We start from the raw sequence: 25,602 nt of genomic DNA, 5'->3' as shown, positions 1-25,602 counted from the left end.
ATTATTGGTTCGGGATACGAACGCTTCCACCTATCCAGCAGTTGAACTGAATAGCATCTCCTACATTATAAGAAGACTGGAATACATCAGACTTTTGAGGAGCTCGTCCTCTATATGCGGATGCAGCCTGATTCGCGTTGCTCGAGATAGACGGGTCCACTCTCGCAGCTCTGGAAGCATAGTCCGCAGCCAACCAGTATACAGCTCTCTTAGTAAATGCGTCGTTACCACAGTTATTCGCACTTTGAGCATACATGCTGGCTATCTGTAAGTAAGCACTACCCAGAGAAGGTTTCGCATTTAAAGCTTTCTGGTAAAAGCTTCTTGCCTGGCTAAAGCTACCTCTTTCCTTATAGTTATTAGCAATTCTATAGTAGATCTTAGCCTGGTCAGACTTATTGGTCTCAAGCTCTGCAGCTTCATTATAATAGTCAAGCGCTTTTGCCCTGTCTCCTTCAGCTTCGGCTAACTGACCTAAAGAATAAGCTGACTTCGCTGATGGCTCCAATTTATGAAGAGCTTCAGATACCTGGAAGAACAACGGATCTTCAGTACAGTCTTTAGCAGAGAGTCTCGCGTTAGCATTTTTCAACCAGGCAACATCTGTCTTCTTAGAATCAAAATCTTTCTTGTAAAGAGGGATAAGATTATCACAATCTGCTCTCGCACCAAGTTTTGCATTGATTGCCTGCTTTACCTTAGCATAGTTAGAAAGGTTAATTTCAGCATACTTAATTTGCTTTTCCTCTTTAGAGGTAAGATCTTCACCTTCCTCCTGCTTTTTCAAGAGGGGAGCAAGATTTTCTGCAGCTTCGTTCTCTTCTTCCTCGATCTTGGTAAAAACCTTGTCATAGTTATCAAAAACATCCTGAAGAGATCTTTCGCCTTCATCCTGCATTTCCACCATCAGGTCAAAATATGCGTAAAGACCTTTAGGGCTTTTAAAGTTATCTTTATCTTCAGTATAAGCCTTATCGAAAGCATTATACTGCTCTTCCTTATCTCCTATTTTATTATCGAACATTAGCAAAGCGATATCGGAATACACCTTACCCTTTTCAGTTTTGTTAGGATAAAGCTCAAGTCTTTCCTCCCAAACCTCGATAAGCTCTTCTACAAGCTCTTCTTTTTGTTCCCCTTTAGCCGATTTAAGTTTTGCCTCAATAGCTCTTTCAAGATACTGATAGGTTGCAAGGCTATATTTTGGACACTCTTCCCTTACCTTTAATAAAGCAGGATAAGCAGCATCATAATTTTTGGCTTTTGCATCATCATAAGCTAAAGCCGCCATTGTAGCACAATCGCCAGACTGTGCGCTCATAGCCCCAGAACCTAATAAGGCCACAGTTAATAGTGCCAGAAATCTCTTTTTCATCTTCTTGTTTATTGTGTGGTTAATCAAATTTTCTTTTAGTGAACCATTTGTCGTTTAATGACAGTCCAACAGACAATCTTAAAAAATTCTCCTGAATCAATCCCGAATCGGTTGTGCCTCTGCGGCCAAGCTCGATTCCAAGGTTTGCATTAGAGAATAAATCCCTGTTGTTGGCTCCAATTGGCAATCCTAATCCAAACGTCATGCCAAACTCCTTAATGGACTCATTATTGATAACAAGACCCGTGCCATCGTAGCGGAATCCTGCCCTGTAAACCACCCTATTAAAATAGCTGGTAAATGAGTTGTACTGGGGAATATAGAATCCGCCCACCGAAAACTGGGAAGCATCCTCAAATTCACCACCATCATTTCTAAACATAAAGCTATCTTCATAAGAAGAAGAGCCAAGATTTGAATACTCTGCTCCCACAAACCATTTATGAGGTTTTCCAATCCCCACACCAAAGCTCAGCTTTGAGGGTAGGCTAAACCCATTATCTTCCACATCAACCTCACGCACATCCACAACGCGCTCCCCTCCGCCGGCAAAAGCAACAGTGGAAACCTCTCTGAAATTTTCTGCATTCAGATCCATTGCCGGAGCATAGGTTCCTGAGATGTGCAGTTCCAGTTCCTCGGTAAGCATTTTCTGATAATTAGCTCCAAAATTAAAATTGAAACCTTTGATATCAGACCTGTTTACATCACGAGTTCCAAACTGGATCCCATCCCGGATCACCGTTCTTCTATTCTGAAAATTACCAAAATTATAATTAGCATCTACCCCAATGCTAAAATTATCGTTGAAAGCGTAGCCTGCAGAAAGAAAAACCTTATTCATCCCACCTCTTCCATTAAGGCGACTAGCTGATTCATCTTCAATATCAAGTATCCTGTATCCAACAGAAGTATATGGAATCAAACCTACGCCAATTCCAAAGCCATCACCTAGCGGAATACCTAAAGCAAGATAATCCAGAGAGGTAATCTTTGCATTGTCACTGGCCTCTGAAGATTCCAGATTCACTCTTTCATGACTGGCTCCTACAAGATAGTTTGTAAGTTTAAGCCTACCATAGGAAGCAGGGTTCTGAAGATTGGAATGAATACTATCATTAAAAATACTGAAGCCTCCCATAGACCTGTTAGCAACAGTCCCTTTGAAGTTGGTTAAGCCAATACCATAGTACGAATAGGGTGAAGATACGTTTTCCTGTGCCTGGGCACTAAAAGCTAAAAATAAAGCTACGATTACTATAAATCGTTTTATCATTGAGTTTTGTTAAATTCTAGAATGAAATTAAGTCCTTCTAACAAAAAATTTGAGTTCGCAAATATGCTATTTTTTAATGGTATAGACAAAATTTGACTGTCCCCACCGGTAAAAATTACTGTTAAATCTTTGAATTCAGCCCGGTAAGCCTCAATTGTGCCCCTCAACTCCATTCTAATTCCGTTAATAATTCCCGATAGAATACTCGTTTCGGTAGATTTCCCGATAAGTTCCACATCAGGTTTAGGTTCTACTAACGGCAAATTGGCGGTAAACTTGTGCAGCGACCGGAACCTCATTCCCATTCCCGGCGAAATGGCTCCGCCAAGATAGCTCTCATCGGCTGTTTTTATATCATAGGTAATACAGGTTCCGGCATCTATCACTAAAACGTTCTGACCGGGATAATCTTTTACCGCGGCCGCTACAAGCGCCATCCTGTCTTTACCCAAAGTGGCCGGCGTGGCATATTCATTCTTAAAGGGCAGCTTAATAGTGCTATTCAATTCCAGCAGAAAATAGATCCCTTTCACTTCCGAAATGATCTCAGCATCATCAGAAGTCACACTTGAGATCACCGCATGGGTTATTTCAGGGAAGTCTTTGCAAATAATTTGAAAATTTTCAGAAAATTCCTTCTTGTTAAAAGCCCGTCTTTCTAAAAGCCTATTATTTTGAAAAACAGCAGTCTTCACAAGAGTATTTCCAGCATCGATGACTAAATTCATTCAGCTTATCTTTAGATCTCAAAAATACGAAAGCATTTTTTTAATAATTCCTTTGTGAGATTTTAAAAATGAATTTATATTTGCCACCGCTTTCAAAGCAAACGGTACCTTAGCTCAGTTGGTAGAGCAACGGACTGAAAATCCGTGTGTCCCTGGTTCGATTCCTGGAGGTACCACCTTTAAAAACCCGCTTCAGATGAAGCGGGTTTTTTTGATTTTCATTCGCAACTAACAAATATAAGGCTTTAGAATAAGCTATAATCTTAGTTATTCGTTCTCGATAAAACTTTCCTTTTGTTTCATTTAATTAAATCCTTTATTAATTTGTTCGATCATGCATATAATTCTCTACATCCATGAGAGTCTAAACCAATTTATTACCTATCACCTCCACGATTTTATTTTTTGATTCTTTATAGGTATTCACTTTTTTAGGTTCATCTAGGAAATATTTTGTCTTTTCATATCTGAGGGCGAAACTCCAAAGGTTTCTTTAAAGTTTTTTCCAAAATATTTCGGATTTGTGAAACCAACCATATACGCAACTTCATTTATTCTTATTTTATTATTATCCCTGAGAATTTGTTTGGCTCTGTTCATTCTCATTTCATCTAAAATTTCTTTTCCTGACTGACCTGTAAGGCTCTTAACCTTTCTATAGAAGTTGGAATGACTCATTCCTAATTTCTTCTCCAGTGAATTTACATTGAACTCGGAGTCCGGAATTCCTTTCTCTATATATTCCATAAGCTCTTTTAAAAACTTTTCATCCATGGAATTCACAGTGACAGCTGAAGGCTTTAAAAAGCTGCCTTTAGCTTGAAAGATTTTTCTCAGTTTTTCTCGTGATTGCAGCAAATTCTCTATACGGAGGCTTAAATATTCCATTTCGAAAGGCTTGGTAATATAATCATCCGCCCCCGTCTCAATTCCTTTATATTTAGACTGCTTATCTATTTTAGCAGTAAGTAAAATTATAGGTATATGGCTTGTTTTGAGATTGGTTTTAATATGATGACAAAAGGACATACCGTCCATATTGGGCATCATGAGGTCACTTATAATTAAGTCTATATCATAGTTTTCTGCCCTTTCGATACCTTGTATTCCATCTGCTGCTTCTAAAATATTATATTTATTTATGAGTTCAGATTTAATGTAAGATCTCATATCAGCATTATCCTCTACAATTAATACTGTTTTTGCAGAATCTTTAACCGGTTTTATTTTCTTTGCAGGTATTTCATTTTCTATTCTGTAAATATCATCTTCACCAGATCCTACTGCTTTATTTCCTGTACTCGAAGTGTTCACATGGGGAATAAAGAACCTAAATGTGGTCCCCTTATTTTCCTCGCTTTCAGCTTCAATAAATCCATCATGGGCCTCTATCAATTGATAGGTATGAGACAGCCCAATACCATAACCTTTACCATAAGCAGTATCTTCCTGATAAAAACGATCAAAAACAAGTTTCAGTTTTTCTCTTGGTATTCCCTTCCCAGTATCGCTTATTTCCACCTTTATGAAAGAATCGTATGGAGAATTAGCAAGAATAGCATGTTCATATTTCTGAACCTCACTTATTTGAATGTCAACCTCTCCATACTCGGTATATTTTAAGGCATTCGAAATTAGATTAAAATAAACTTTAGAAAGCATTCCTGAATCAAATCCAATAATTAAGCTAGAAAACGGTGAGTTAACGTTCCATCGTAAACCTTTTTTACGAAATGCATAAGTAAAGTGTGAAATTTCTTTTTTGGTAAAAGCTATTATATCCTGTTCTTTTAAATGGGCAACTAATTTCTGATTTTCTGTCCTTCTAACATCCAGTAGTTGTTCTACAAGGTAGTTTAGTCGTTTTACATTCCGTCTTATTAAAAACAATTTTTCCTTTAAATCATGATTAAGATTCTTTTCTTTGAGAATGCTATCCAGGGGGGCTTTTATTAAAGTTAAAGGGGTTCTTAAATCATGGGATATATTAATAAAGAATTGCGTTCTTAATTGGTTTAAAGATTGAACCTTATGATTATGTTCTTGCTCTAATAACAGCTTCTTCTTCGTGGTATAGCGAATAATTGAATAATATGAAAAGTAAACCAGAATCAATATAATAACAAGAAAATATAGAGCATATGCATACCAGGTATATTTAAAAGGGGTTTTTATATGAATAGCTAAATTTCTACCTTCTTCTTCCCAGACACCATCACTATTGGTGGATTTAACTTTAAATATATAGCTGCCATGATCCAGATTTGTGTAATTAGCTGTAGTTCCCTCCGTATATTGCCACCCCTTGTCAAAACCATCAAGCATATATGCATACTTTATTTTCTCTATATCTGGATAAAGCATTGAAGAAAATTCAAAACTGATATTATTTTGCGTAGGAAGAAGATTGACAGTATCGGCAACTGATATGCCTTTTTTTAAAGGGACATTTTTTCCAAAAGTCTTATTTGGATGGATTCGATTTCCATCAATGTAAAAATCTGTAATAGTTGTTTCAGGCTTTCGTTTACTCTTATTTATTTTATCAGGGTAAAAAGTGGTTATACCATTAACTCCCCCCATAATAATTTCACCATTTTGGGTCTTATAGGTAGTATGCTCTGAAAACTCATTACTTTGAATACCATCACTCTCAAAATAGTTTACAAAGAGTTTACTAGTTGGTATATACTTTGACAGACCTTTATTCGTTCCTATCCACAAAGAATTTTCATCATCTTCAATTATTGAATTGATCATATTATTTGGTAATCCATCTTTTTTGGTATAGGTCTTAAAAGAAATCTCTCCTTCTAAAGAAGAAGTGATTATCTTATTTAGGCCCTCATAAGTTCCAATCCAAAAATAACCATGGCTATCCTTAATAATGGATCTGATATAATTATTACTAATTGAACCATCAGATTCGCTACTTTTATATTTCTCATCCTTAATTACTTCCTGTTCATCATCTAGAGACAGAATATGAAGTCCATCCCCTTCGGTACCTACCAATAGATTATTTGACTCATCATTGAAATAAAGAACTCTACAGTTCTGGGGGTGGTTTGACTCCTTAGACTTTAAGGAATAATTTTTATCAACAATTATTTTATCATCATTAACTTTTAAACGGAATAAGCCTTCAAATGATGCTAGCCAGTAAAAGCCTTGTTTACCCCTGACGATATAAAAAGTAGCATTTGATTCTTCATGGCTCAAAATATTGATATCGTTTTCGGACTCTTCAATTAAATACAAACCTTCATCAGAACAGATAAAATATTTATTTTCAGCATAGGAAGTTATATAAAAGACAGTCTTATTTTCTAGCCCGAGTTTATCTATATTTTTTATATCCCTATTAATCTGATAAAGACCATTACTATGGGTCCCCACCCACAATTCCTCACCAGGATTCATATATACAGCCCGAATAAAGTTTGACCCATTCGTGGTGGAATTATTAATCCTAAGGTTATTAAAATTTTTCTGATCCCAATCAAAATAATTAACTCCTTTTCCAATGGTTCCAACCCATACAATGTTATCTCTAGAAGAATATAACGTACGGATGAGGTTAGAATTTAAACTAGAAGGATCGTAAGGATTATATTGCAGGTATTCAAATTCTATATTTTCATTATTAACCTGATCTGTGGTAATTAGATTAAGACCGTTATCAAGTGTCCCTATCCAGACATTCCCCAATAAATCAACAGCAATATCTGAGCATTTCAAGGAGGAAGGGCCATAATTAGAATCGGTAGGTTTAAAAATATATTTCTCTTTTGTACGTATATTATATCTTAACAAACCACTTTTACTACATGAAACCCACAGATTATTGGAGTTATCTTCTGCCAGATCAAATAAACTGAACGCGGGATCCATTATGGGGGTTTCTACGATAACGGCTTTATCACTCTGATTATCAAATAATATCCTACTCACCATACTACTTGTTTGCACCCATAAACCACCAAGACTGCATTCTTTTAAATTGACTATATTCCCTAATGTTTCACCCTGTTCAGTTTGGAGATCAATCCGTTTTATATCTAGCACTTTCTCAACATTAAACTGGCCATCAAGATTAATGCGAAACAAACCACTTCCCGTGCCCAGGTATAATTGAGTGTCATATATTAATAATGTATTAATATTTAGTTTCTGGGACGAAGAAGAAACAGGGATTATTTGTTTAATTATTTCCTGGTGGGGGTCATACATATTTAAACCATCATCTGTACCAATCCATATTCGGCCTTTAGTATCTTCGACAAGACTTCGTACTGTATTATTGGTTAAAGCATTGGGATTGTTTTTTTCGGTATTGAAAATTTCAATACTATAACCATCAAAACGATTGAGACCATCAACAGTCCCAAACCACATAAAGCCTCTACTGTCTTTTAAAAAACAATATACTTCGCTCTGGGAAAGGCCCTGGTTTGAGGTTACATGATGAAAACGTCTAACTTGCGAGTAGATATTAGTATTTAGAAGAATTAAAAAAAACACCAGGGTTATCTTAGCAGTCTGTCTCATAAACACAATATTACAACTTTAAGGGCTGCTCTTCATAAAGTTGAATATCAGAATCTTTCACCTGAACTAAATTTACCCCTAAACAGACCAGAAATTACCACCTACTGAACAGATATAAACCAGAAAATGAAATTTTATAGACCTGTAGATAAGTGTTAAAAATTGTTAATTTGATATATATAAAGATCCTCGGAAGAAATCACTTTAATCGTATTCATCCAGAGCTTGATTTTAACTCTTAAATTAATTTTTATGAAAAACCAACTGAAATTATTAAGACATTCATTAATATTTTTATTTAGCCTCTTGTGCTTCTCGGTATGGGCACAAGAGGTGGTTGTGACTGGAACAGTAACTAATCAGGAAGATGGTATGCCTCTTCCGGGTGTCACAATCCGTATTGAGGGGACTAATGATGGTGTCATCACCGATTTTGATGGTAATTATACTATTAAAGTGGATAATCCAAATGCAAGACTCCTTTTCTCTTACACCGGATTTGCAGAGCAATCTGTTGTAGTAGGTGATCAACGAACCATTAATATTTCATTGGAACCTGTCTTTACCGATCTTGATGAAGTGGTGGTTGTTGGGTATGGTACTGCTAAAAGACGGGACCTAACAGGAGCCGTGGCTTCTGTGAAAGGGACCAGCATGGAAAAAGGAAAACCACTCTCCGTTCAAAGTGCTCTGGCAGGTCGTGTAGCTGGTGTTCAAATTTCCCAAACAGATAACTCTCCGGGGGCAGGCGTTAGAATGCTGGTTAGAGGAGGTTCAACTCTAACAGGTGGAAATCAACCTTTATATGTGATAGATAATTTCCCTATTGTTCCTGATAATAGCGATCCTTCTCAAAATCCTTTAGCCGATTTAAATCCCAATGATATAGAGTCTGTTGAAGTACTGAAAGATGCTTCTGCCACAGCCGTTTTTGGGGCCTTAGGTGCTAACGGTGTAATTCTTATAACTACCAAGCTGGGAAAACTAGGAAAGCCCCAAATTAATTTTGAATACAATAGTGGTGTTTCGTATATGACGAATACCCCGAATATATTAGATGACCAGGAATATTTGCAATGGCAGATAGAGAGAGGCCCTCAATTAAACTTTATTAACAGCGGTAATCAATCCAGTATACAGCAATGGATAGATATTCAAAATTCCGGTCAAGAAGGTAGTGTCTGGATTGATAGAATTACTCGTCCTGCATATACAAACCAAGCGGATATTAGCTTTAGTGGCGGTGCAGAGGGTACGAGATACAGGTTGTCAGCAGGATATTTAGGGCAGGAAGGTGTAATTAAAAACTCTGATTTCAACCGTACTAATTTAAGTGCCAATTTAGAGCAAAAAATAGGGAAAAAGATAAAAATTGGTTCCACCATAACGTACTCCTCGAAAAAAACCGAAGGATTAGTTACTGTTTGGGATCAAAACTCACTGCTAAAGACAGTATTCCAGTTGAACCCTTTTATGCCTGATGATTTTGATATTGCAGATTTTCCTGAGGATGATGCAACTTTTATCTGGAATTCTGAGAATGTATTAACTTATATTGATGAAGTTCAAAATTTTTCGGAATCAGAAAGAGTTTTAGGTAATTTATTTCTTGAATACAAATTGGCTGATAACCTAAGTTGGTATACAAGTTATGGTATTAATCAATTCAATGACGAAGATTCACAATTTTACCCTAGTTCGGTTAGAAGAGGTTTCAGCAATAATGGTTATGCTCGATTTAGAACCCGTAAAACTGAGAATACTAATTTTCAAACACGTTTAAACTACAATAAAAGTATAGAAAAACATAGTTTCAATGCCACTACGGTCTTTGAAGCAAGAACCCATGATTTAAACATACAAACTTTTGGCGCATCAAATTTTGAAGAACAGTCACTGGGACTCTTCGATTTGTCATCGGCAGCACAATCAGATTTTCCGGTAAATATCGTAGATGAAAGAACTGCATTATCATTCCTGGCAAGGCTGGGATACTCATACGCAGATAAATATTTATTGACAGCTTCATATAGAGGAGACGCCGATTCCCGTTTTGGATCAAATAATAAGTGGGGGTATTTTCCATCCCTGGCCTTAGGTTGGGTTGCTTCCGAAGAGGATTTCATTAAAGATCTGAACACCTTCGATTTATTTAAATTGAGATTATCTTATGGTGAAACAGGAAACAGTCAAATTCCCACCTACCAGTCCCTGGCTAGACTAAACACTCAAAGATATATTTTTGGAGATGCTTTGGTGGTAGGGCAGGTACCAGGCAGTGTAGCTAACCCAGATTTGCAATGGGAGATCACTACGCAATACAACATTGGACTGGATTTGTCATTTTTCAAGAATCGACTTTCAGTAACCACAGATGCCTATTATAAAGAAACAAACGATTTATTATTAGATGTACAATTACCGTTAACTTCCGGGTTTGAAACTGCCGTTCAAAATGTAGGCTCTATAAGTAATAAAGGTCTTGAATTCGCTGTTCAATCATTGAATATTGATACTGAAAACTTTAGCTGGAATACTACATTTACCTGGTCTACCAATAAAAGTGAGGTTTTAGATTTAGGAGAAAGAGAAGAAATGTATTTCTCCAGAGTATTTAATTATAATTTCAGAGATGAAATATTGCTAAGAGTAGGTGAAGAAGTAGGTACGTTTGTTGGATATATTGAAGATGAGGTTCTTAATAGTGAGAATGAAATTGCTAACAGTCCTGAATCACAGCTTTTAGAAAATATACCCGGACAGGTAAAATTTAAAGATGTTAATGGTGATGGTATTATTGATACCAACGACAGGGTTATTATCGGAAAAACACAACCAGATTTTATTGGTGGGTTCAACAGTGAAATGGTATATAAAAACTTTGACTTTAGCTTCTTTTTGAGATGGAGCTATGGAAATGATGTAATTAATGCAAATCCACTATTTTTAGATAGGGTAGGTAATGGAAACTGGAATACCTTAGAAGGTTTTGTGCCTAATGCCTTCACTCCACTTAACCCGGATGGAACTGTCCACGGTCAGGTACCGGATACCTACTCTAACTTCATGAAAAGTAGTATTGTTGAGGATGGTTCGTTCTTAAAATGCGACTATATTACTTTAGGTTACACCTTACCTCAAGATATGATGACTAATTATGGCCTAAAATCCATGAGGTTATTTTCAAGGGTTAATAATCCTTTTATGATTACAAGATACAGTTGGTTTGATCCTGAAGTTAGTACGGGTTTTGGAACCGCTGCAAAAGTAGGGCCTGGTGTTGATTATGCTACCTATCCAAGATCGGTAACTTTTACGGTAGGAGCATCAATAAAACTATAATATTGAATTAAAAAAAAAGATAAATCCATGAAAAGTTTCAAAAATTATCTGTTAATCTTAGGTACTTTAATAGTCTTTACCGGCTGTGAAGATTATCTAGAGGAAGAGCCAATGTCTCAGTTGTCTCCTGAGAATTATTACAGAACTGCAGATCAGGCGGAGGCTGCTGTGGTAGGGGCATATAACGCTTTACAACGAAGTGGTGTATTTGGAAGTAAACAATATTTTCTTACAACTGATATTGTCAGAACTGCGAGCTGGAATACTCAGGGAGGTATTGGCACCTACACCTTTTCAGCTGATAACGTTCAAGTGATTTTGCCATTATGGAAGGATCATTTTCAGGGAATTAATGAAGCCAACGCTGCTATAACCCATATTCCAGATGTGGATATGGACGTAGACAGAAGAAATGAATTAATCGCTGAAGCCCGGTTTTTAAGAGCATTGATGTATTTTAATTTAGTTCGGTATTTCGGTGATGTTCCATATTTTGATACAGAGACAAATTCTTTAGAGAACTTAAAGGTTTCAAGGGATCCTGCATCAATGGTTTATGAAAAAATTATCGCCGATTTAGAATTTGCCATAGAGCATCTTGATACCAGAGCAGAAATAACCCAACCGGGCAGAGCTACAGTAGGTGCAGCTAAAACTGCACTTGCCAAGGTTTATCTTACCAGGGGAAGTATGACAAAACGTGATGGTAATGGTGATGGGAAGGCAGACTTTCAAAAGGCTGCTAACCTGGCAGGAGAAGTTATTGCCAGTGGGGAATATCAATTAGTAGATTATTTTCCTGATATCTTTATTAATGAGAACAAGAATAATTCTGAAATCATTTTTGATGTCCAATTTAAAGGTGGGGGAATTGATGAAGGAAGTTGGATTGGAGCACATTTGGGCTTACAAGGTCCTCCAAACAGGGGTGGAAGCTGGGGAAATCTTAATGCTACAACCTATTTTCATACCATGTATGATTCCACAGACGTGGTTAGACAAGAATGGACAACCCCACATGTAAGAGTTCTTGGTAATGGAAGTTTGGATTTGGATAGACCATGGTGGGACGTTTGGAAAATAGGAAAATTTAGACGCTACCCTGTCCGAAATTCTGATTATCAGTTCAGGGATGCAGATACAAACTGGCCGGTATTTAGATATGCCGAGGTGTTACTAATTTATGCCGAGGCACTTAATGAAGTGAATAACGGTCCTACAGATGAAGTTTTTGATGTTCTAAATCAACTGAGAGAACGAGCACGAAATGTGAACGGGGATGGCACCCGGGAATATTTGCATGCTGATGTTTTACCCAGAGATTTAACATATGACCCAAGTATTCTACCGGATATTTCAGCTGCAGACTATCCCGATTATGCTTCTATGAGACAGTATATCATGGATGAACGTGCCCGGGAATTAGGCGGTGAAGCGAAACGCTGGTTCGATTTAGTTCGTTGGGGAAATCTAGTAGAGAGAATCCAGGTTCCACTGGATATGTCACCTCCAGAAGGTGGCGGATGGGATGTAACAGCAACCAATGTAGACGAACATCACGAACTTTTACCTATTCCAAATACTGAATTGCAATCAAATCCTAATTTGGTTCAAAATCCGGGATATTAATTTTATACCTAATTAAACGATACAACAAATGATAAATAATATAAAATCTTTGCTGATACTAGCTACTTTAGTAATTACTATTAGTTGTAGTAAAGAAGCACTCACACCGGAAGTCAACTTCAATGTGGATAATGCAAATCCTCAGGTTGGAGAAACAATAACCTTCACCGTTAGTGGCGACGCAGAAACATATGTTGTTTACACAGGAGACACCTCCCATGAATTTGCCAAAAGCCATTTAGTACTTACAGAAGGAATGGATGTAGACCAGGAACTCGTAGTATTGGCTAATGATAGTTTACCGGCAATAAGAGAATATTTAGAGGGTCCTGTAAATAATTATAATGCTGATGCTAATGCTAATGGAGAAATTAGTCTGGACAATGTCATGTCTAACATCGCTAATCTGGTTGGCAAAGAATATACAAATAAACAGACGGCAGCTTATGAGATGTGGGAGTTTGCATCTGGTCTGGAAGGTCAATTGTTTAGAGATTTAGTTGATTTGTATTTTGAAGACAATAGTACTTTACTAGCACCTGAGGGAGGATTTTCAACAGGGTTTGCAGTAAATAGATATGAAAAGACCTTTAAGTATACATACAGTACCCCAGGCACCTATACTGCAACGCTAATTGCCACCAACGTAGGTGGAAAAGAATATTCAGGTTCCGGCTATCAGGATGATAGAACCTCTTCGGGTGATGAATACGATTTGAATCGTAAAATTAAAGAGTTGGTAATTACTGTTCAGCCTGACTAGTTAAAATATTCCTCTTGAGTTAGTTGTTTGATTAAGTATCCTTAACCCCCTGCTGACCTATTAACAGCGGGCAGGGGGTTTCATTTCTAAAATTATGATATGAAAAACATAACAGTTTTCATTTTGATGCTCTTTTTAAGTGGTACATCTTATTCCCAAGAGAATCAATCTGTTGAAATTGAAGTCGAAAAAGATGAATATTGGTGGGGAGGTATCAGTTCATTAGGTTATCAGACACCATATGATAAAAATTCTAATTTTTCCTTGAATTTGTATGGTGACAATAAAGGTAATCAGGCACAGCCTCTACTTTTATCAAGTAACGGTCGGTATATTTGGAGTGAAAGTCCTATTGAATACGGTATTTCCAATGGTAAATTGACTGTATCTACTACAAATGGCAAAATTCATTATGGCACCGCTGGAAATAATTTAAAATCGGCCTACGACTATGTGTCCGAAAAATATTTTCCTTCCAATGGAAAAATACCGGATGAACTATTGTTCACCCACCCACAATATAATACGTGGATTGAACTAATGTATGACCAAAATGAGGAAGATATTTTAAGGTATGCCCAGAGTATTATTGATAATGGTTATCCACCAGGAGTTCTTATGATAGATGACAACTGGCAGGAAGATTACGGTACCTGGGAATTTTCGGCACGCAGGTTTAAAGACCCCAAGGGAATGATAAAAAAGTTGCATGGCATGGGGTTTAAAGTCATGTTATGGATCTGTCCTTTTGTTAGCTCAGATTCTGAAGTGTTCAGAAAATTAGCGGCAGAGGGACTATTATTACTCGATGCTGAAAGAACACAGGAAGTATTATGGGCTAATACTAAAAATAAGGCAGCAGTTATTCGGTGGTGGAATGGCGCAAGTGCATGTTTAGACCTAAGTAATCCCAAAACTAAAGAATGGTTTAAAGGCAGGCTGGATTATCTAGTAAATGAATATGGTGTTGATGGTTTTAAATTTGATGCAGGAGATGCACAATTTTACAAAGATGATGTGATCTCCTTTGAAGAATCAACTCCTAATGATCACACTCAATATTTCGCGGAAATGGGATTGTATTATCCGTTGAATGAATACAGAGCCTCCTGGAAAATGGCAGGTTTGCCTCTGGCTCAGCGTTTAAGGGACAAAGGTCACAACTGGGAAGATCTTCAAAAACTAATCCCTGATCAAATGTCCCAAAGTGTAATGGGCTACGCCTATACCTGTCCTGATATGATTGGCGGGGGTGAATATCAATCCTTTTTAAATAGCGATACCATTGATGAGGAATTAATCGTACGCTCTGCACAGGTTCATGCTTTAATGCCAATGATGCAGTTTTCAGTTGCACCATGGCGTGTACTGTCTCCCGAGAATCAGGAGATTTGCTTAAAAATGGCCAATCTACATGAACAATTTGGACCTTATATACTGGAACTGGCCAGGAAAGCATCGTTGACTGGGGAACCAATTGTAAAACCCATGGAACTGGCTTTCCCGGGATGTGGTTATGAGACTATAAAAGATCAGTTTGTTCTGGGTAGTGATATAGTAGTAGCACCTGTTATGGAAAAGGGAGTACGATCCAGAAAAGTCGTTTTACCTAAGGGAAACTGGGTGGACGAAATGGGAAAAAAATATGAAGGAGGAAAAGTGATAGAAATAAATGTTCCAATAGAACGCCTTCCCTACTTTAAAAGGAGGAAATAAAACAATATTTATAGTCGATTAGATGAGAAATAGAATTGAAATAAGTATTACTCTATTATTGATGTGGAGTATATTACATACAAGTTGTTTATCAGGAAAACCTGAACCAGAAGAAACTAAGGAAGAACCTATGGAGGTTAAGGTTGCTCAAACTCCGCCAATGGGATGGAATAGTTTTGACAGTTATGGAGTTTACTTACATGAAGAAGCTGCAATGGCCAATCTTGAAGCCTTTGCAGAAAAACTTAAACCCCACGGATATGAATATTTTGTTATTGATGCAGGCTGGTTTGGTGAATTCAAATTAAAAGAAGGTACTATGTATCCGGCTGAGAAACATGCTTTAACACTTAATTTTAACGAATACGGACTTCTTCAACCTTCACAAACTTATTTTCCCAATGGATTACAGCCTATCATTGACCGCTGTCATGAATTAGGGCTTAAGTTTGGTATTCATTTAATGCGGGGAATCCCAAGAGCAGCGGTAGAAGCCAATACAAAAGTGAAGGGAACTCAATACCATGCCCAGGATATTGCAGATACTACCAGCATTTGTAGTTGGAATCCACAAAACTATGGGATAGATATGTCAAAACCCGGAGCACAGGAGTTTTATAATTCACTTATAGATCAAATGGCAGAATGGGGTGTAGACTTTCTAAAATATGACGACCTGGTACCTTATCCCAAAGAAGTGGAAGCTATAGCCAATGCTATAGAACAGAGCGGAAGACCAATAGTATACAGTCTAAGCCCTGGAGGTAATGTAGATGCTAATGCAATAAATTCTTTTAAACGTGCTAATATGTTACGTGTGACCCCGGATATTTGGGACGATCAAAAAGGATTGGATGAATGTTTCGCGGCCTGGCGGAAATGGCAGGGACATGAAGAACCGGGCTTCTGGATCGACATGGATATGATTCCATTTGGACAACTTCAACTTATGTCACCTAAACCGAATGGGATTGACGGAGATGAGTCTAAAGGCGAAATTGAAAAGAAAATAAAGGATGGTGAATTAGAAGATATTGAGCTTTTGGCCGGAAAAGGCTGGACCCGGCATAGCAAGTTTACAAAAGACCAAATGTATACCTTTATTACGCTTAGAGCTTTATCTGCGTCCCCATTAATGATGGGTGGGGATTTACCAACCCTTGATGACTTTTCATTAGAGTTAATAACAAATAAAGATGTAATTGAATGTAATCAAAATGGAGTAATGGGTAGTTTGGTGTATGAGGATGATGGAATCGAAATCTGGAATACTCCAAAAAAAGAAGGAACGGGTGGTTGGATTGGAATCTTCAATCGATCAGACGTATCAAAAATGACCTCTCTTTCTATGGCCGATTTAAAATTGGGAAATACAGAAGATTACGCCATCATTCATGACATCTGGAATAATAAACAGGTAAACGATTTGAACTTTGAAATCAATCCGAATGGTGTTATTTTTTTAGAATATGAATATTAAGATAATTTATATAGTTGTACTATTTGGTCTATTCGGCTGTAATAATTCTTCTAGCAAAAAAGAAGATAGACCTAATATATTATTTTGCATATTGGATGACGCGTCCCCGCATATGAGCGCTTATGGGTATGACTGGATAGAAACACCGGCATTTGATAGATTAGCTGAAGATGGAGTTCTATTTAAGAATGCGTATACCCCTAACGCCAAATGTGCTCCATCCAGATCCATAGTACTCACTGGCCGCAATTCTTGGCAATTGGAAGAGGCAGCAAATCATGTGAATAATTTCCCGGAAAAATTCAGGACCTTTCCAGAGGTTTTACGGAAAAATGGTTACGTAACTGCGAAAACTGGTAAAGGCTGGGGCCCAGGAGATCCAGGCACAATCGATGGGGAGCAAAGACTCTTAATTGGCACTTCCTATAATGAAATCAAGACCACACCATGGGCTAATGGAATGAGCACTGAAGATTACGCAGGAAATTTTGAACGGTTTCTGAGCGATCTTAATGAAGATGAGCCATGGTTCTTCTGGTATGGAGCCAGAGAACCGCATCGCAGATATGAATATGGTTCCGGGCAAAAAGTTGCAGGAAAAAAAATTACAGATATAGATTCAGTGCCATCTTTTTGGCCAGACAATGAAATTGTGAGGAATGACATGCTGGACTATGCCCTGGAGATCGAATATGCTGATTCCCACATGGAGCGTATGATTGCCACTCTGGAAAAAAGAGGCTTACTGGACAATACGATTATAGTTTTCACATCTGATCATGGCATGCCCTTCCCTCGCTGTAAAGCTCAGGAATATGAATACTCCAATCATGTACCATTAGCAATCATGTGGCCGAAAGGATTAAAAAACCCCGGTAGGGTTATTGACGATATGGTTAGCTTTATAGACTTTGCCCCTACTTTTTTGGAGCTCGCGGGCATTGAATTTGATAAGTCTGGCATGCATTCCTCCCCAGGGATCAGCTTAACAGATATCCTGTTTTCAGATAAAAATGGGCAGGTAAACCCTGACAGGGATATGGTCCTGATAGGAAAAGAGCGTCATGATTACAGTCGCCCCGACAATCAGGGATATCCTATTCGGGGAATTGTTTCCGATGAATACTTATACTTATATAATTACGATATATCATTATGGCCGGCCGGGAATCCTGAGATAGGTTACCTTGATATTGATGGGTCACCCACAAAGAGTGAAATACTTCGATTATTCCGTTCTGGGAAAGATGATTCGTATTGGCAGTGGTCTATGGGAAAACGAAAGGTGAATGAAGAATTTTATAAAATAGACACGGATAAGGAATGCATGCAAAATCTTGCTAACGTGCCAGAATTTAATCATGAAATGTCCGATATGAAAAGACGAATGTACACTATGCTTAAGGATCAAGAAGATCCTCGAGTATTAGGAAATGGAGATATTTTCAATTCATACGGTTATTCCAACGAGGAAGGCTGGAATTATTACGAACGCTTTATGGCAGGTGAATTCACAATAGAAGATACTGAATGGGTAAATGCCACTGATAAAGAAGAAAAAAAATTGGATTAAAAAAGGATCATGAAAAAATATTTTTACCTTATTATCTCCTTACTATTAATTTCTCAAAGTTGTAAAAAATCAAATAGCAGTAATTCCTTTTCAGAAAAACCACCTGTGTTAGCTCCTTTTAAAGGTATAGATACTATTGCCACTAATGATTGGTGGAACAGAAAATCAAATAAAATTATAGATGTTAAAGTAGAAAGGGATAAGGTTATCGCTTTTGGCATTTATACGCTTCACAATAACACCTTAAAGTTAACTGCCCAACTATTTCCATTATACCCTAATGAAACCAGAGAAGTTAGACTTGAGATAGAGAGAGATGGAGATTGGCAAGAGATTCAAAAACAAAAGGTAAATGATTTAGGTTGGTCTGCCACTTTTAGAGTAGAAAATTGGAACGCTACAGAAAATTTTAAATATAGGATATTACATGGTAAAAAAGCAACATTTGAAGGTTTAATCAGAAAAGATCCAAAAAATAAGAAAGAAATTGTTTTAGCAGCTCTTTCTTGCAATAGTAATAGGGACAGAGGAGATAGAGATAAGATCGTAAATAATATTAATTATCAAAATCCAGATTTGGTGTTTTTTGCTGGAGACCAATCTTATGACCATTCAGAACATACAGCAGCATGGCTAAAGTTTGGTATGCAGTTTAGAGAAGTTTTTAGAAACCGACCTTGTGTAACCATTCCTGATGACCATGATTATGGCCAAGGAAACTTCTGGGGAGAATCTGGAAAAAAAGCCACAACTCCTGCTGGTGATGATGGCGGTTTTTACTATCATCCAGAGTATGTAAAAATGGTAGAAAGATGCCAGACAAGTCATTTGCCTGATGCTTATGATCCATTACCAATAAAACAAGGTATCGGGGTTTATTATACTAATTTAATAGTTGGTGGAGTTGATTTCGCTATTATAGAAGACAGGAAATTTAAATCAGGCCCTAAAGGAAAAATTCCACAAGCGGGCCCAAGACCAGATCACATTAGAGATCCCAACTACAACCCTGAAAATATAGACTTACGAGGACTTAAGCTGTTAGGAGACAGGCAATTAAAATTTTTAGATGATTGGGGTAGACAAAATAAAGAAAATATAAAAGTAGTTTTGTCGCAAACAGGTTTTTGTGGAGGAGCTCATTTACATGGTAAAAACAAAACCAGACTTCATGCTGATTTAGATTCAAATGGATGGCCTCAAAGTGGAAGAAATAAAGCATTACAACTAATTAAACAAGCAAATGCAATTCATATAGCAGGCGATCAGCACCTGGCAACTGTTGTTCAGCATGGCATTGATGAATTTGAGGACGGACCTTGGGCCTTTGTGGTTCCTGCTATCGTGAATAACTATTACAGCAGATGGTGGTGGCCGGAAGACGAGAAAGCTGGAGAAAACTCAAACGGTGTATTGCCTTGGAATGGCCGATTTTTAGATGGTTTCGATAACAAGATTACGATGCATGCTTATGTTAATCCTGACAATACTTCAAACGGAGCTGGATACGGATTAATAAAATTTAAAAAGAACAAAAATAAGGTTGTTTTTGAATGCTGGCCTAGAGATGTGGATGTAACCAATACTGATGCCCAACAATTTAAAGGTTTTCCAATAGGAATTATGTTAAAATAATCCAAACAGGTCGGAATTATTACGAACGCTTTATGGCAGGTGAATTCACTATAGAAGATACTGAATGTGTAAATTCTGGTAATCTTTAAGAAAAGCCTTTGGATTAATGTAGATTTAATATTTTAGACATTATTAAAAAACCGGAACAAGACTGAACAGTTTTTTTTCGGTTTTTCTGATGAATATAACGGGCTTGGGATTAACTTACAACCAAACCACATCCATTAATTTTTTTAGAGTCATCCCTTAATATCATAGAAGCATTAATCTAAAATATTTGGTAGGTATTATATCTTAAAAACCTGGAATACAGTTGTATGTTAATAGCCTTGAAAAAAATTTTAAACCGCGTTTGTTTGTGAACTCTTAATTAATTTTTCGGTCCTTCAGGCTCATTTATTTCTGGTAAATAAGCTTTTAATTTTTCTTTGATTTTTCTATATGCGGGGTTCAAAATAAGATTATTATGCTCCATAGGATCTCTTAAATGATCATAAAGTTCCTCAACTCCATCACCCTCCACATTTATATAACTATATCGCCCGTCATATATCCTATGTGCTTTATATCTATCTGTGGTAATGGTTGGATCATCCCATATCATATCAGGATTTCCCAGGAGTTTCGCAAAACTTCGCCCATCATTAGCCGGGTTTGGAGGTAATCCGCATAAATCTATCAAAGTTGGATACATGTCGATTAAATTAACTACACCATCACATTTTTTCTTCGATGTGGTTAGGCCTGGTACTTTAACAATCAGAGGAACACGAGTAGCTTCATTCCAAAGCTGAGTTTTACCATACTTTTGCTTTTCGCCTAAGTGCCAACCATGGTCACCCCAAAGCATTATTATAGTATTATCTGCATATTTACTAGAGTTTAATCCATCCATCAATACTCCAATACAGTCATCAACAAATGTAATTGTAGCCAGATATGCCTGAACAGCTTCTTTATGGCGGCCATGTTTTTCGGCCCTTTCCCATGAAGTCCCGGGGCTGTAAGCTTGCTCACCCCATTTGTTCAATATATCCGTCAGATCATTTTCTTTTGTTTCAGGAATTTTGATCTCATCCAGTGGGTACATATCGAAATACTTTTGTGGTACATACCAACTCAAATGAGGTTTACTGATTCCGATAGCCATAAAAAAAGGTTTACCTTTAAAATCTCTTGTCAACAGCTGGTCAGCAGCCCACTTTACAGTTTTGTAATCAAGCATCTTCTTTTCATCATTCCCTTTGGTTGGTCCCCAATCAAAGGCCCATGAATGATAACTATTGAGATTTTCATTAGGTAAGTTTGGTAAACCATTAACCGGACGCTCTGAGCTTATGGGACCTACTCCACCTAAATGATGATGCCATTCCTCAAAAGCCCACTGCCCTTCCTCTAGTTCTTTAGAATCTGGCACCTGATGCTTATGGAATATTTTTCCCATTGATATTGTATGATACCCATACTTGCTGAAATATTCTGGTAAAGTAATTAAGTCTTTGGCCTTAGGAGCATTCTTAAGGTTAATATCATTACGATACACTCCGGTGTGATGTGGATACCTACCGGTCAATATAGCCGACCGAGACGGATTACAGACGGTAGCAGGCGCTTGAGCTTTAGACATCATCATACCACCCATCGCATGTAACTTGTCAATATTGGGCGTTTTAATCTGAGGATGCCCACCAAAGCCACTAACCCAATCATTTAGATCATCAATGGCAATAAATAATACATTTGGTTTCTCTACAGCCTGTGCTTGAATAAAAAAGCTTATTAACCCAGTAGTGATATAAAGTAATATTTTTCTATTTATCATATTTTTTTATTGTAGAAGTAAATAATCAGTTTTATATATTCAATTGTTAGTCTCTTAAAAGTGAATTGGGAATTATAAAACATTACCCATTCTTAGGGATTAATCCTCACAGATTCGAACAGTACATTGTACCCCTTTGATTCACTCCACAGATTCTGGTTAGCGAAGCGAATAGAGTATTCTGACCGCCTCTGGAGCTTAGGAGCAGCATCGGGGATCCAAAGAGCTAACTTGTACTCCCCAGATTGCATATTCAAAGGCAGGTTAACCGTCTGCGGTTTAAGCTGAAAGCAGCCACTTACCCATTTCCGTACATCCACTTCAGGCAGGTCGATATTATAACGTTCAGTTCCGTTATCAAAAACAAGGTATATAGGGCGTTTTTTAATGATACCAGCGTACCCGTCGTTACTCAAATTAGCAGAAATAATAAAGCTCTCCCCGGCTGTTGCAGATGTAGGAAAGGTAGCGTCGATCAAGCGCAGGCGATATCCAAGTTTACGTGAGATGCGATCAAATTCTGACTCTGCCGGGTCGTTACCAATCGCAGGCAACATTCTATTTTTCCATTTGTTTATAGCCTCCCCCCAGAAATTGATGTTAATTTCTGACCAGTTTGCATATGCCATCTCTGCTTGTGTATTTTCAATACGGTCAATTGCAGGTGAGCAGGTTTCCCCACCCATGATCTTATTACCCCCGTACGAAGTTATAAGATCAAATGTGTATTGCTTCTGGTGATTCAGGGTTTGATCACCAAACCATAAATCCTTTCTTGCATAAGTACCACGGTCATCTTCGTTGAAAAGAAAACAATCATTGTGGTGGCCCAGGCGATCCCTCTGAGTTTGAGTCAGCGGTTCACTGCCCTCGGGTACTGGGAGTTCATCCAGTATTTCGCGAAGATGCATAGGGTAACGCATTGCGATTGGAATTGTGTTAGGTGTCGTATTCAATATCTTTTCTACAATGCGATACCTAGTGTCGCCTTCACGTTTATTACTTAGTTCTGTATAACGTCCGGAATGCCATTCTCCCCACATACCCAAATATCCAGCCTCGAGATGATTAATTATCTCAGCATTTGCCGATATGACGCAATTAATTTGTTCGATGTGGCCCAAAATTCTTGCTTCAGGAACAGAATGTTCTTCGTCCCACACATAAGTAGGTCGCAGGATAATCTTTAAGCCCTGCGCCCGAACAGCGTCCAGAGCTTCCTGTAAATCATCGAGGTATGACTGGGGTATCCTGTCCGTTTCTCTGAAATCGTCCAGGCGAAGGTAGCTGTGAACCAGAGTATGCCCCGCCGCTCTCACATCTGAAAAATCACGATCATCATCGCCATTACGCCCATCGACATCACGGCGATTATGCCAGCCTCGCTCGGGATTCGGAAACACGCTGTTGAAATCGGCTGTATATTTAACAGTAATTCGCTCTTCAGGTTTTTTTCCTGAATACGATATTAATATTAAAACAATGAGAACCGCAAGTATGGGTAACAGTTTATTTTTAGACATTATAGGGTTTTAATTTTACGAGTAATAGTCCGCTATGTTATCACAATCATTTACTGGGGGTTGAATCAAGAATCGCAATATTGACCAGTGATTGATCACTGTAAATTCTTCGGTTCGAGTCTCCACCACCCCTGATCTGCTAAAAAAAGACAGGCAGATATATCTTCAACTCTTAGCGATAGGCAATCCAATGGGATCAGTTTTTTATTTCTCAACCTCACTAGAAATCTTAATCGTCAAAAGACTTCCCGTCAGTAACGCCTTCCCAATCGTCCGTTCTAAAAGGAATGGCAGGCAGGCCTTCCTTATTATATAAATTGAACTCCGAGGGGTTGGAAGACCAGGCAAACCTGACGGCAACCGGCTTATTTACCTTATCAGACCACACGATAACTTTATCTCCATTTAATTTGGCTTTTGCCCAGTGAAATTTCTGATCCTCACCAGCAATCTCAAACTCATTTATATAACCGTGTTTACTTTTAACCATAAGTCCGGAGCCGATATGATCAAAATATATTACAGCCTTACCGTCTTCTATTTGCATAGATTTATATTTTGGACCGGAATGAACCACATCATCTTTACCGTAAGCTACCTTAAGAGCGCTTAGCTTCAAACGCTCACCTACCTCCTGTTTATTTGTAGGATGGATGTCGTCTGCTTCACCAATATCTATGGCTAACGCCATTCCCGTATTATTCAGACTTAAAGCACTGGTTTGAGATTCTCGAAGTTCAGCCCAATTATCTTCTCCTGGCATTAATTTAGGTTTCTGAAAATTAGCCAGCTGAACGAACAAAAAGGGGAAATCACCTTGTTGCCAATTTTCCCGCCAATTATTTATCATATTAGGGAATGTAATTGCATATTCTTTAGCCCGGGGAGTATTATTTTCTCCCTGATACCAGATCACTCCCTTTATGCCATAAGGAATGAGCGGATGGATCATGGCATTATACAGTAAACTTGGAACTTCGTTGGGTGAAGCTTTGAAATTGTCATATACCTCATCAACCTTAAATTTCCACTTACCGCTAAGAGGAATGTTTTGCTTCCCGGCCTTTAAGAAAAATTTTTCCTGCGTGGTGGCAAAGCCTCCCTTACCCCATCTATCGTCCACCCGAATAGTAATATTGTTTAAGCCTGGCTTAAGTACATCAGGTGGGATTTTATATTCTCTATCTTTTTCGTGGCCCCATTCCATTTCTCCAACTTTTATTCCGTTTACCCAAGTGATATCAGAATTATCAATCCTACCTAAGTATAAAAAGGATCGTGGATCAATATCGTCTTTCTCCAAATTGAAGTCATAACTAAACCAGACAATTCCATCGAGGTTTTCATATCCAAGATTTTCCCAGAAGTTTGGAATTTCAATAGTTTTCCACTCACTTCGGTCCATCGAAGATTTCATCCATCCTTCCTCCATGCCCCTTTCACTCATAGGGAGAGAGCCTAATGCATCTTCGAGGGAGTTCCTGTTTCTTTTCTCAATCTCTTCAGGATTAAAATTTTCAATTCGTTTACCAAATCTTTCATATTTTGGTACCTGAACAATAGATTCTTTAGAGGTCCATGTTTCTACACAGGTGCCTCCCCATGTTGTATTAATAAGACCAATTGGAACATCCAACTCATCGTGCAAGCCCCGGCCAAAGAAATATCCCACGGCCGAAAAATCTTTTATAGTTTCAGAAGTACTAATTTTCCAGGATGTATTTTTCATTTCATTCTTAGGAACACTACTTACAGCATGCGGGACGGAAAAAAGTCGGATATTCGGGTAATCTCCTTTATCAATCTCCTTTTCTGCATTATCTGATTGTGCTACCGTCCAGGCCATATTGGATTGTCCTGAACATATCCATACATCACCTATTAAAATATTGCCTAGTACAATACTGTTTTTACCCTCAATGATCATTTCAAAGGGTCCCCCTTCAGCCATTGGACTGAGTATTACTGACCAATTTCCCTTTTTGTTGGTTCTGGTTTCCAGCTTCTGGCCATTAAAACTTAAGGTTATTTTTTCACCAGGATCTGCATCTCCCCAAACTTTTAGTTCTATTTGCCGCTGTAAGACCATATTATCAGTAAAGATATCAGCAACACTTACGTCGGCTTTAAGAATTTCTGTACTCAGTAATAACATTACAAGAGGAAAAAGTAATTTCAGGACTTTCATA

14 protein-coding genes and 1 tRNA gene are annotated in these 25,602 nt (G+C 37.8%); 8 read left to right on the top strand and 7 right to left on the bottom strand.

Annotated elements, in window-relative coordinates; genetic code table 11:
- Position 1: 1 nt before the first annotated feature.
- Genes EZJ28_RS09995 through EZJ28_RS09985 form a run of 3 tightly spaced genes read right to left on the bottom strand, consistent with a single transcriptional unit; the run spans position 2 to position 3,379 of the window.
- Entirely contained in the window at positions 2-1,375 is a 1,374-nt protein-coding gene (locus EZJ28_RS09995) for a hypothetical protein (RefSeq protein WP_131397406.1), read from the bottom strand.
- A 19-nt stretch (positions 1,376-1,394) separates the two neighbouring features.
- Positions 1,395-2,651: a hypothetical protein gene (locus tag EZJ28_RS09990; protein ID WP_131397405.1), complete on the bottom strand. Its 1,257-nt coding sequence runs from the start codon at positions 2,649-2,651 to the stop codon at positions 1,395-1,397.
- A complete protein-coding gene (locus EZJ28_RS09985; protein WP_131397403.1) occupies positions 2,648-3,379 on the bottom strand; it encodes a type III pantothenate kinase in 732 nt (243 codons plus the stop codon). Before EZJ28_RS09985 ends, EZJ28_RS09990 begins: the two co-directional genes overlap by 4 nt.
- A 103-nt stretch (positions 3,380-3,482) precedes the next feature.
- Here EZJ28_RS09985 and EZJ28_RS09980 point away from each other — a divergent pair.
- A tRNA-Phe gene (locus EZJ28_RS09980) sits at positions 3,483-3,555 on the top strand.
- A gap of 265 nt (positions 3,556-3,820) precedes the next feature.
- Here EZJ28_RS09980 and EZJ28_RS09975 read toward each other — a convergent pair.
- Positions 3,821-7,930 carry a two-component regulator propeller domain-containing protein gene (locus EZJ28_RS09975; RefSeq protein WP_131397401.1) on the bottom strand — a complete coding sequence of 1,370 codons (4,110 nt, stop codon included), beginning with the start codon at positions 7,928-7,930 and terminating at the stop codon, positions 3,821-3,823.
- Between the two features lie 252 nt (positions 7,931-8,182).
- Between EZJ28_RS09975 and EZJ28_RS09970 the strand changes: the two genes are divergently transcribed.
- The 7 genes from EZJ28_RS09970 (at position 8,183) to EZJ28_RS09940 (ending at position 20,068) form a co-directional block, all read left to right on the top strand.
- Positions 8,183-11,272: a TonB-dependent receptor gene (locus EZJ28_RS09970; protein ID WP_131397400.1), complete on the top strand. Its 3,090-nt coding sequence runs from the start codon at positions 8,183-8,185 to the stop codon at positions 11,270-11,272.
- Positions 11,273-11,299: 27 nt separating this feature from the next.
- Positions 11,300-12,901, top strand: coding sequence for a RagB/SusD family nutrient uptake outer membrane protein (locus EZJ28_RS09965; protein ID WP_131397398.1), 1,602 nt, complete (start codon positions 11,300-11,302; stop codon positions 12,899-12,901).
- Positions 12,902-12,929: 28 nt separating this feature from the next.
- A complete protein-coding gene (locus EZJ28_RS09960; protein ID WP_131397397.1) occupies positions 12,930-13,664 on the top strand; it encodes a hypothetical protein in 735 nt (244 codons plus the stop codon).
- Between the two features lie 99 nt (positions 13,665-13,763).
- The gene (locus tag EZJ28_RS09955; protein WP_131397395.1) at positions 13,764-15,380 is read left to right on the top strand and encodes a glycoside hydrolase family 31 protein; all 1,617 of its coding nucleotides are present in this window, start codon (positions 13,764-13,766) and stop codon (positions 15,378-15,380) included.
- Positions 15,381-15,402: 22 nt separating this feature from the next.
- On the top strand, positions 15,403-16,860 hold the full coding sequence (locus tag EZJ28_RS09950) for a glycoside hydrolase family 27 protein (protein WP_207388453.1): 1,458 nt from the start codon (positions 15,403-15,405) through the stop codon (positions 16,858-16,860).
- Positions 16,850-18,433 (top strand): sulfatase, encoded by a 1,584-nt coding sequence (locus tag EZJ28_RS09945; RefSeq protein ID WP_131397394.1) that lies wholly within the window; start codon positions 16,850-16,852, stop codon positions 18,431-18,433. Before EZJ28_RS09950 ends, EZJ28_RS09945 begins: the two co-directional genes overlap by 11 nt.
- Before the next feature lie 9 nt (positions 18,434-18,442).
- Positions 18,443-20,068, top strand: a complete 1,626-nt coding sequence (locus EZJ28_RS09940) for an alkaline phosphatase D family protein (RefSeq protein WP_131397392.1) — start codon at positions 18,443-18,445, stop codon at positions 20,066-20,068.
- Positions 20,069-20,438: 370 nt separating this feature from the next.
- Here EZJ28_RS09940 and EZJ28_RS09935 read toward each other — a convergent pair whose 3' ends face one another.
- The 3 genes from EZJ28_RS09935 to EZJ28_RS09925 form a co-directional block, all read right to left on the bottom strand.
- A complete protein-coding gene (locus tag EZJ28_RS09935; protein WP_131397390.1) occupies positions 20,439-21,890 on the bottom strand; it encodes a sulfatase in 1,452 nt (483 codons plus the stop codon).
- Positions 21,891-21,982: 92 nt separating this feature from the next.
- Complete coding sequence (locus EZJ28_RS09930; RefSeq protein ID WP_131397388.1) at positions 21,983-23,413, bottom strand: DUF4832 domain-containing protein; 1,431 nt, start codon at positions 23,411-23,413, stop codon at positions 21,983-21,985.
- Between the two features lie 229 nt (positions 23,414-23,642).
- The gene (locus EZJ28_RS09925; protein WP_131397386.1) at positions 23,643-25,601 is read right to left on the bottom strand and encodes a sialate O-acetylesterase; all 1,959 of its coding nucleotides are present in this window, start codon (positions 25,599-25,601) and stop codon (positions 23,643-23,645) included.
- Position 25,602 lies beyond the last annotated feature (1 nt).

The sequence above is a fragment of the Gramella sp. KN1008 genome, assembly GCF_004332155.1.
Taxonomy (GTDB): domain Bacteria; phylum Bacteroidota; class Bacteroidia; order Flavobacteriales; family Flavobacteriaceae; genus Christiangramia.
This window is presented reverse-complemented; position numbering and strand designations above follow the sequence as displayed.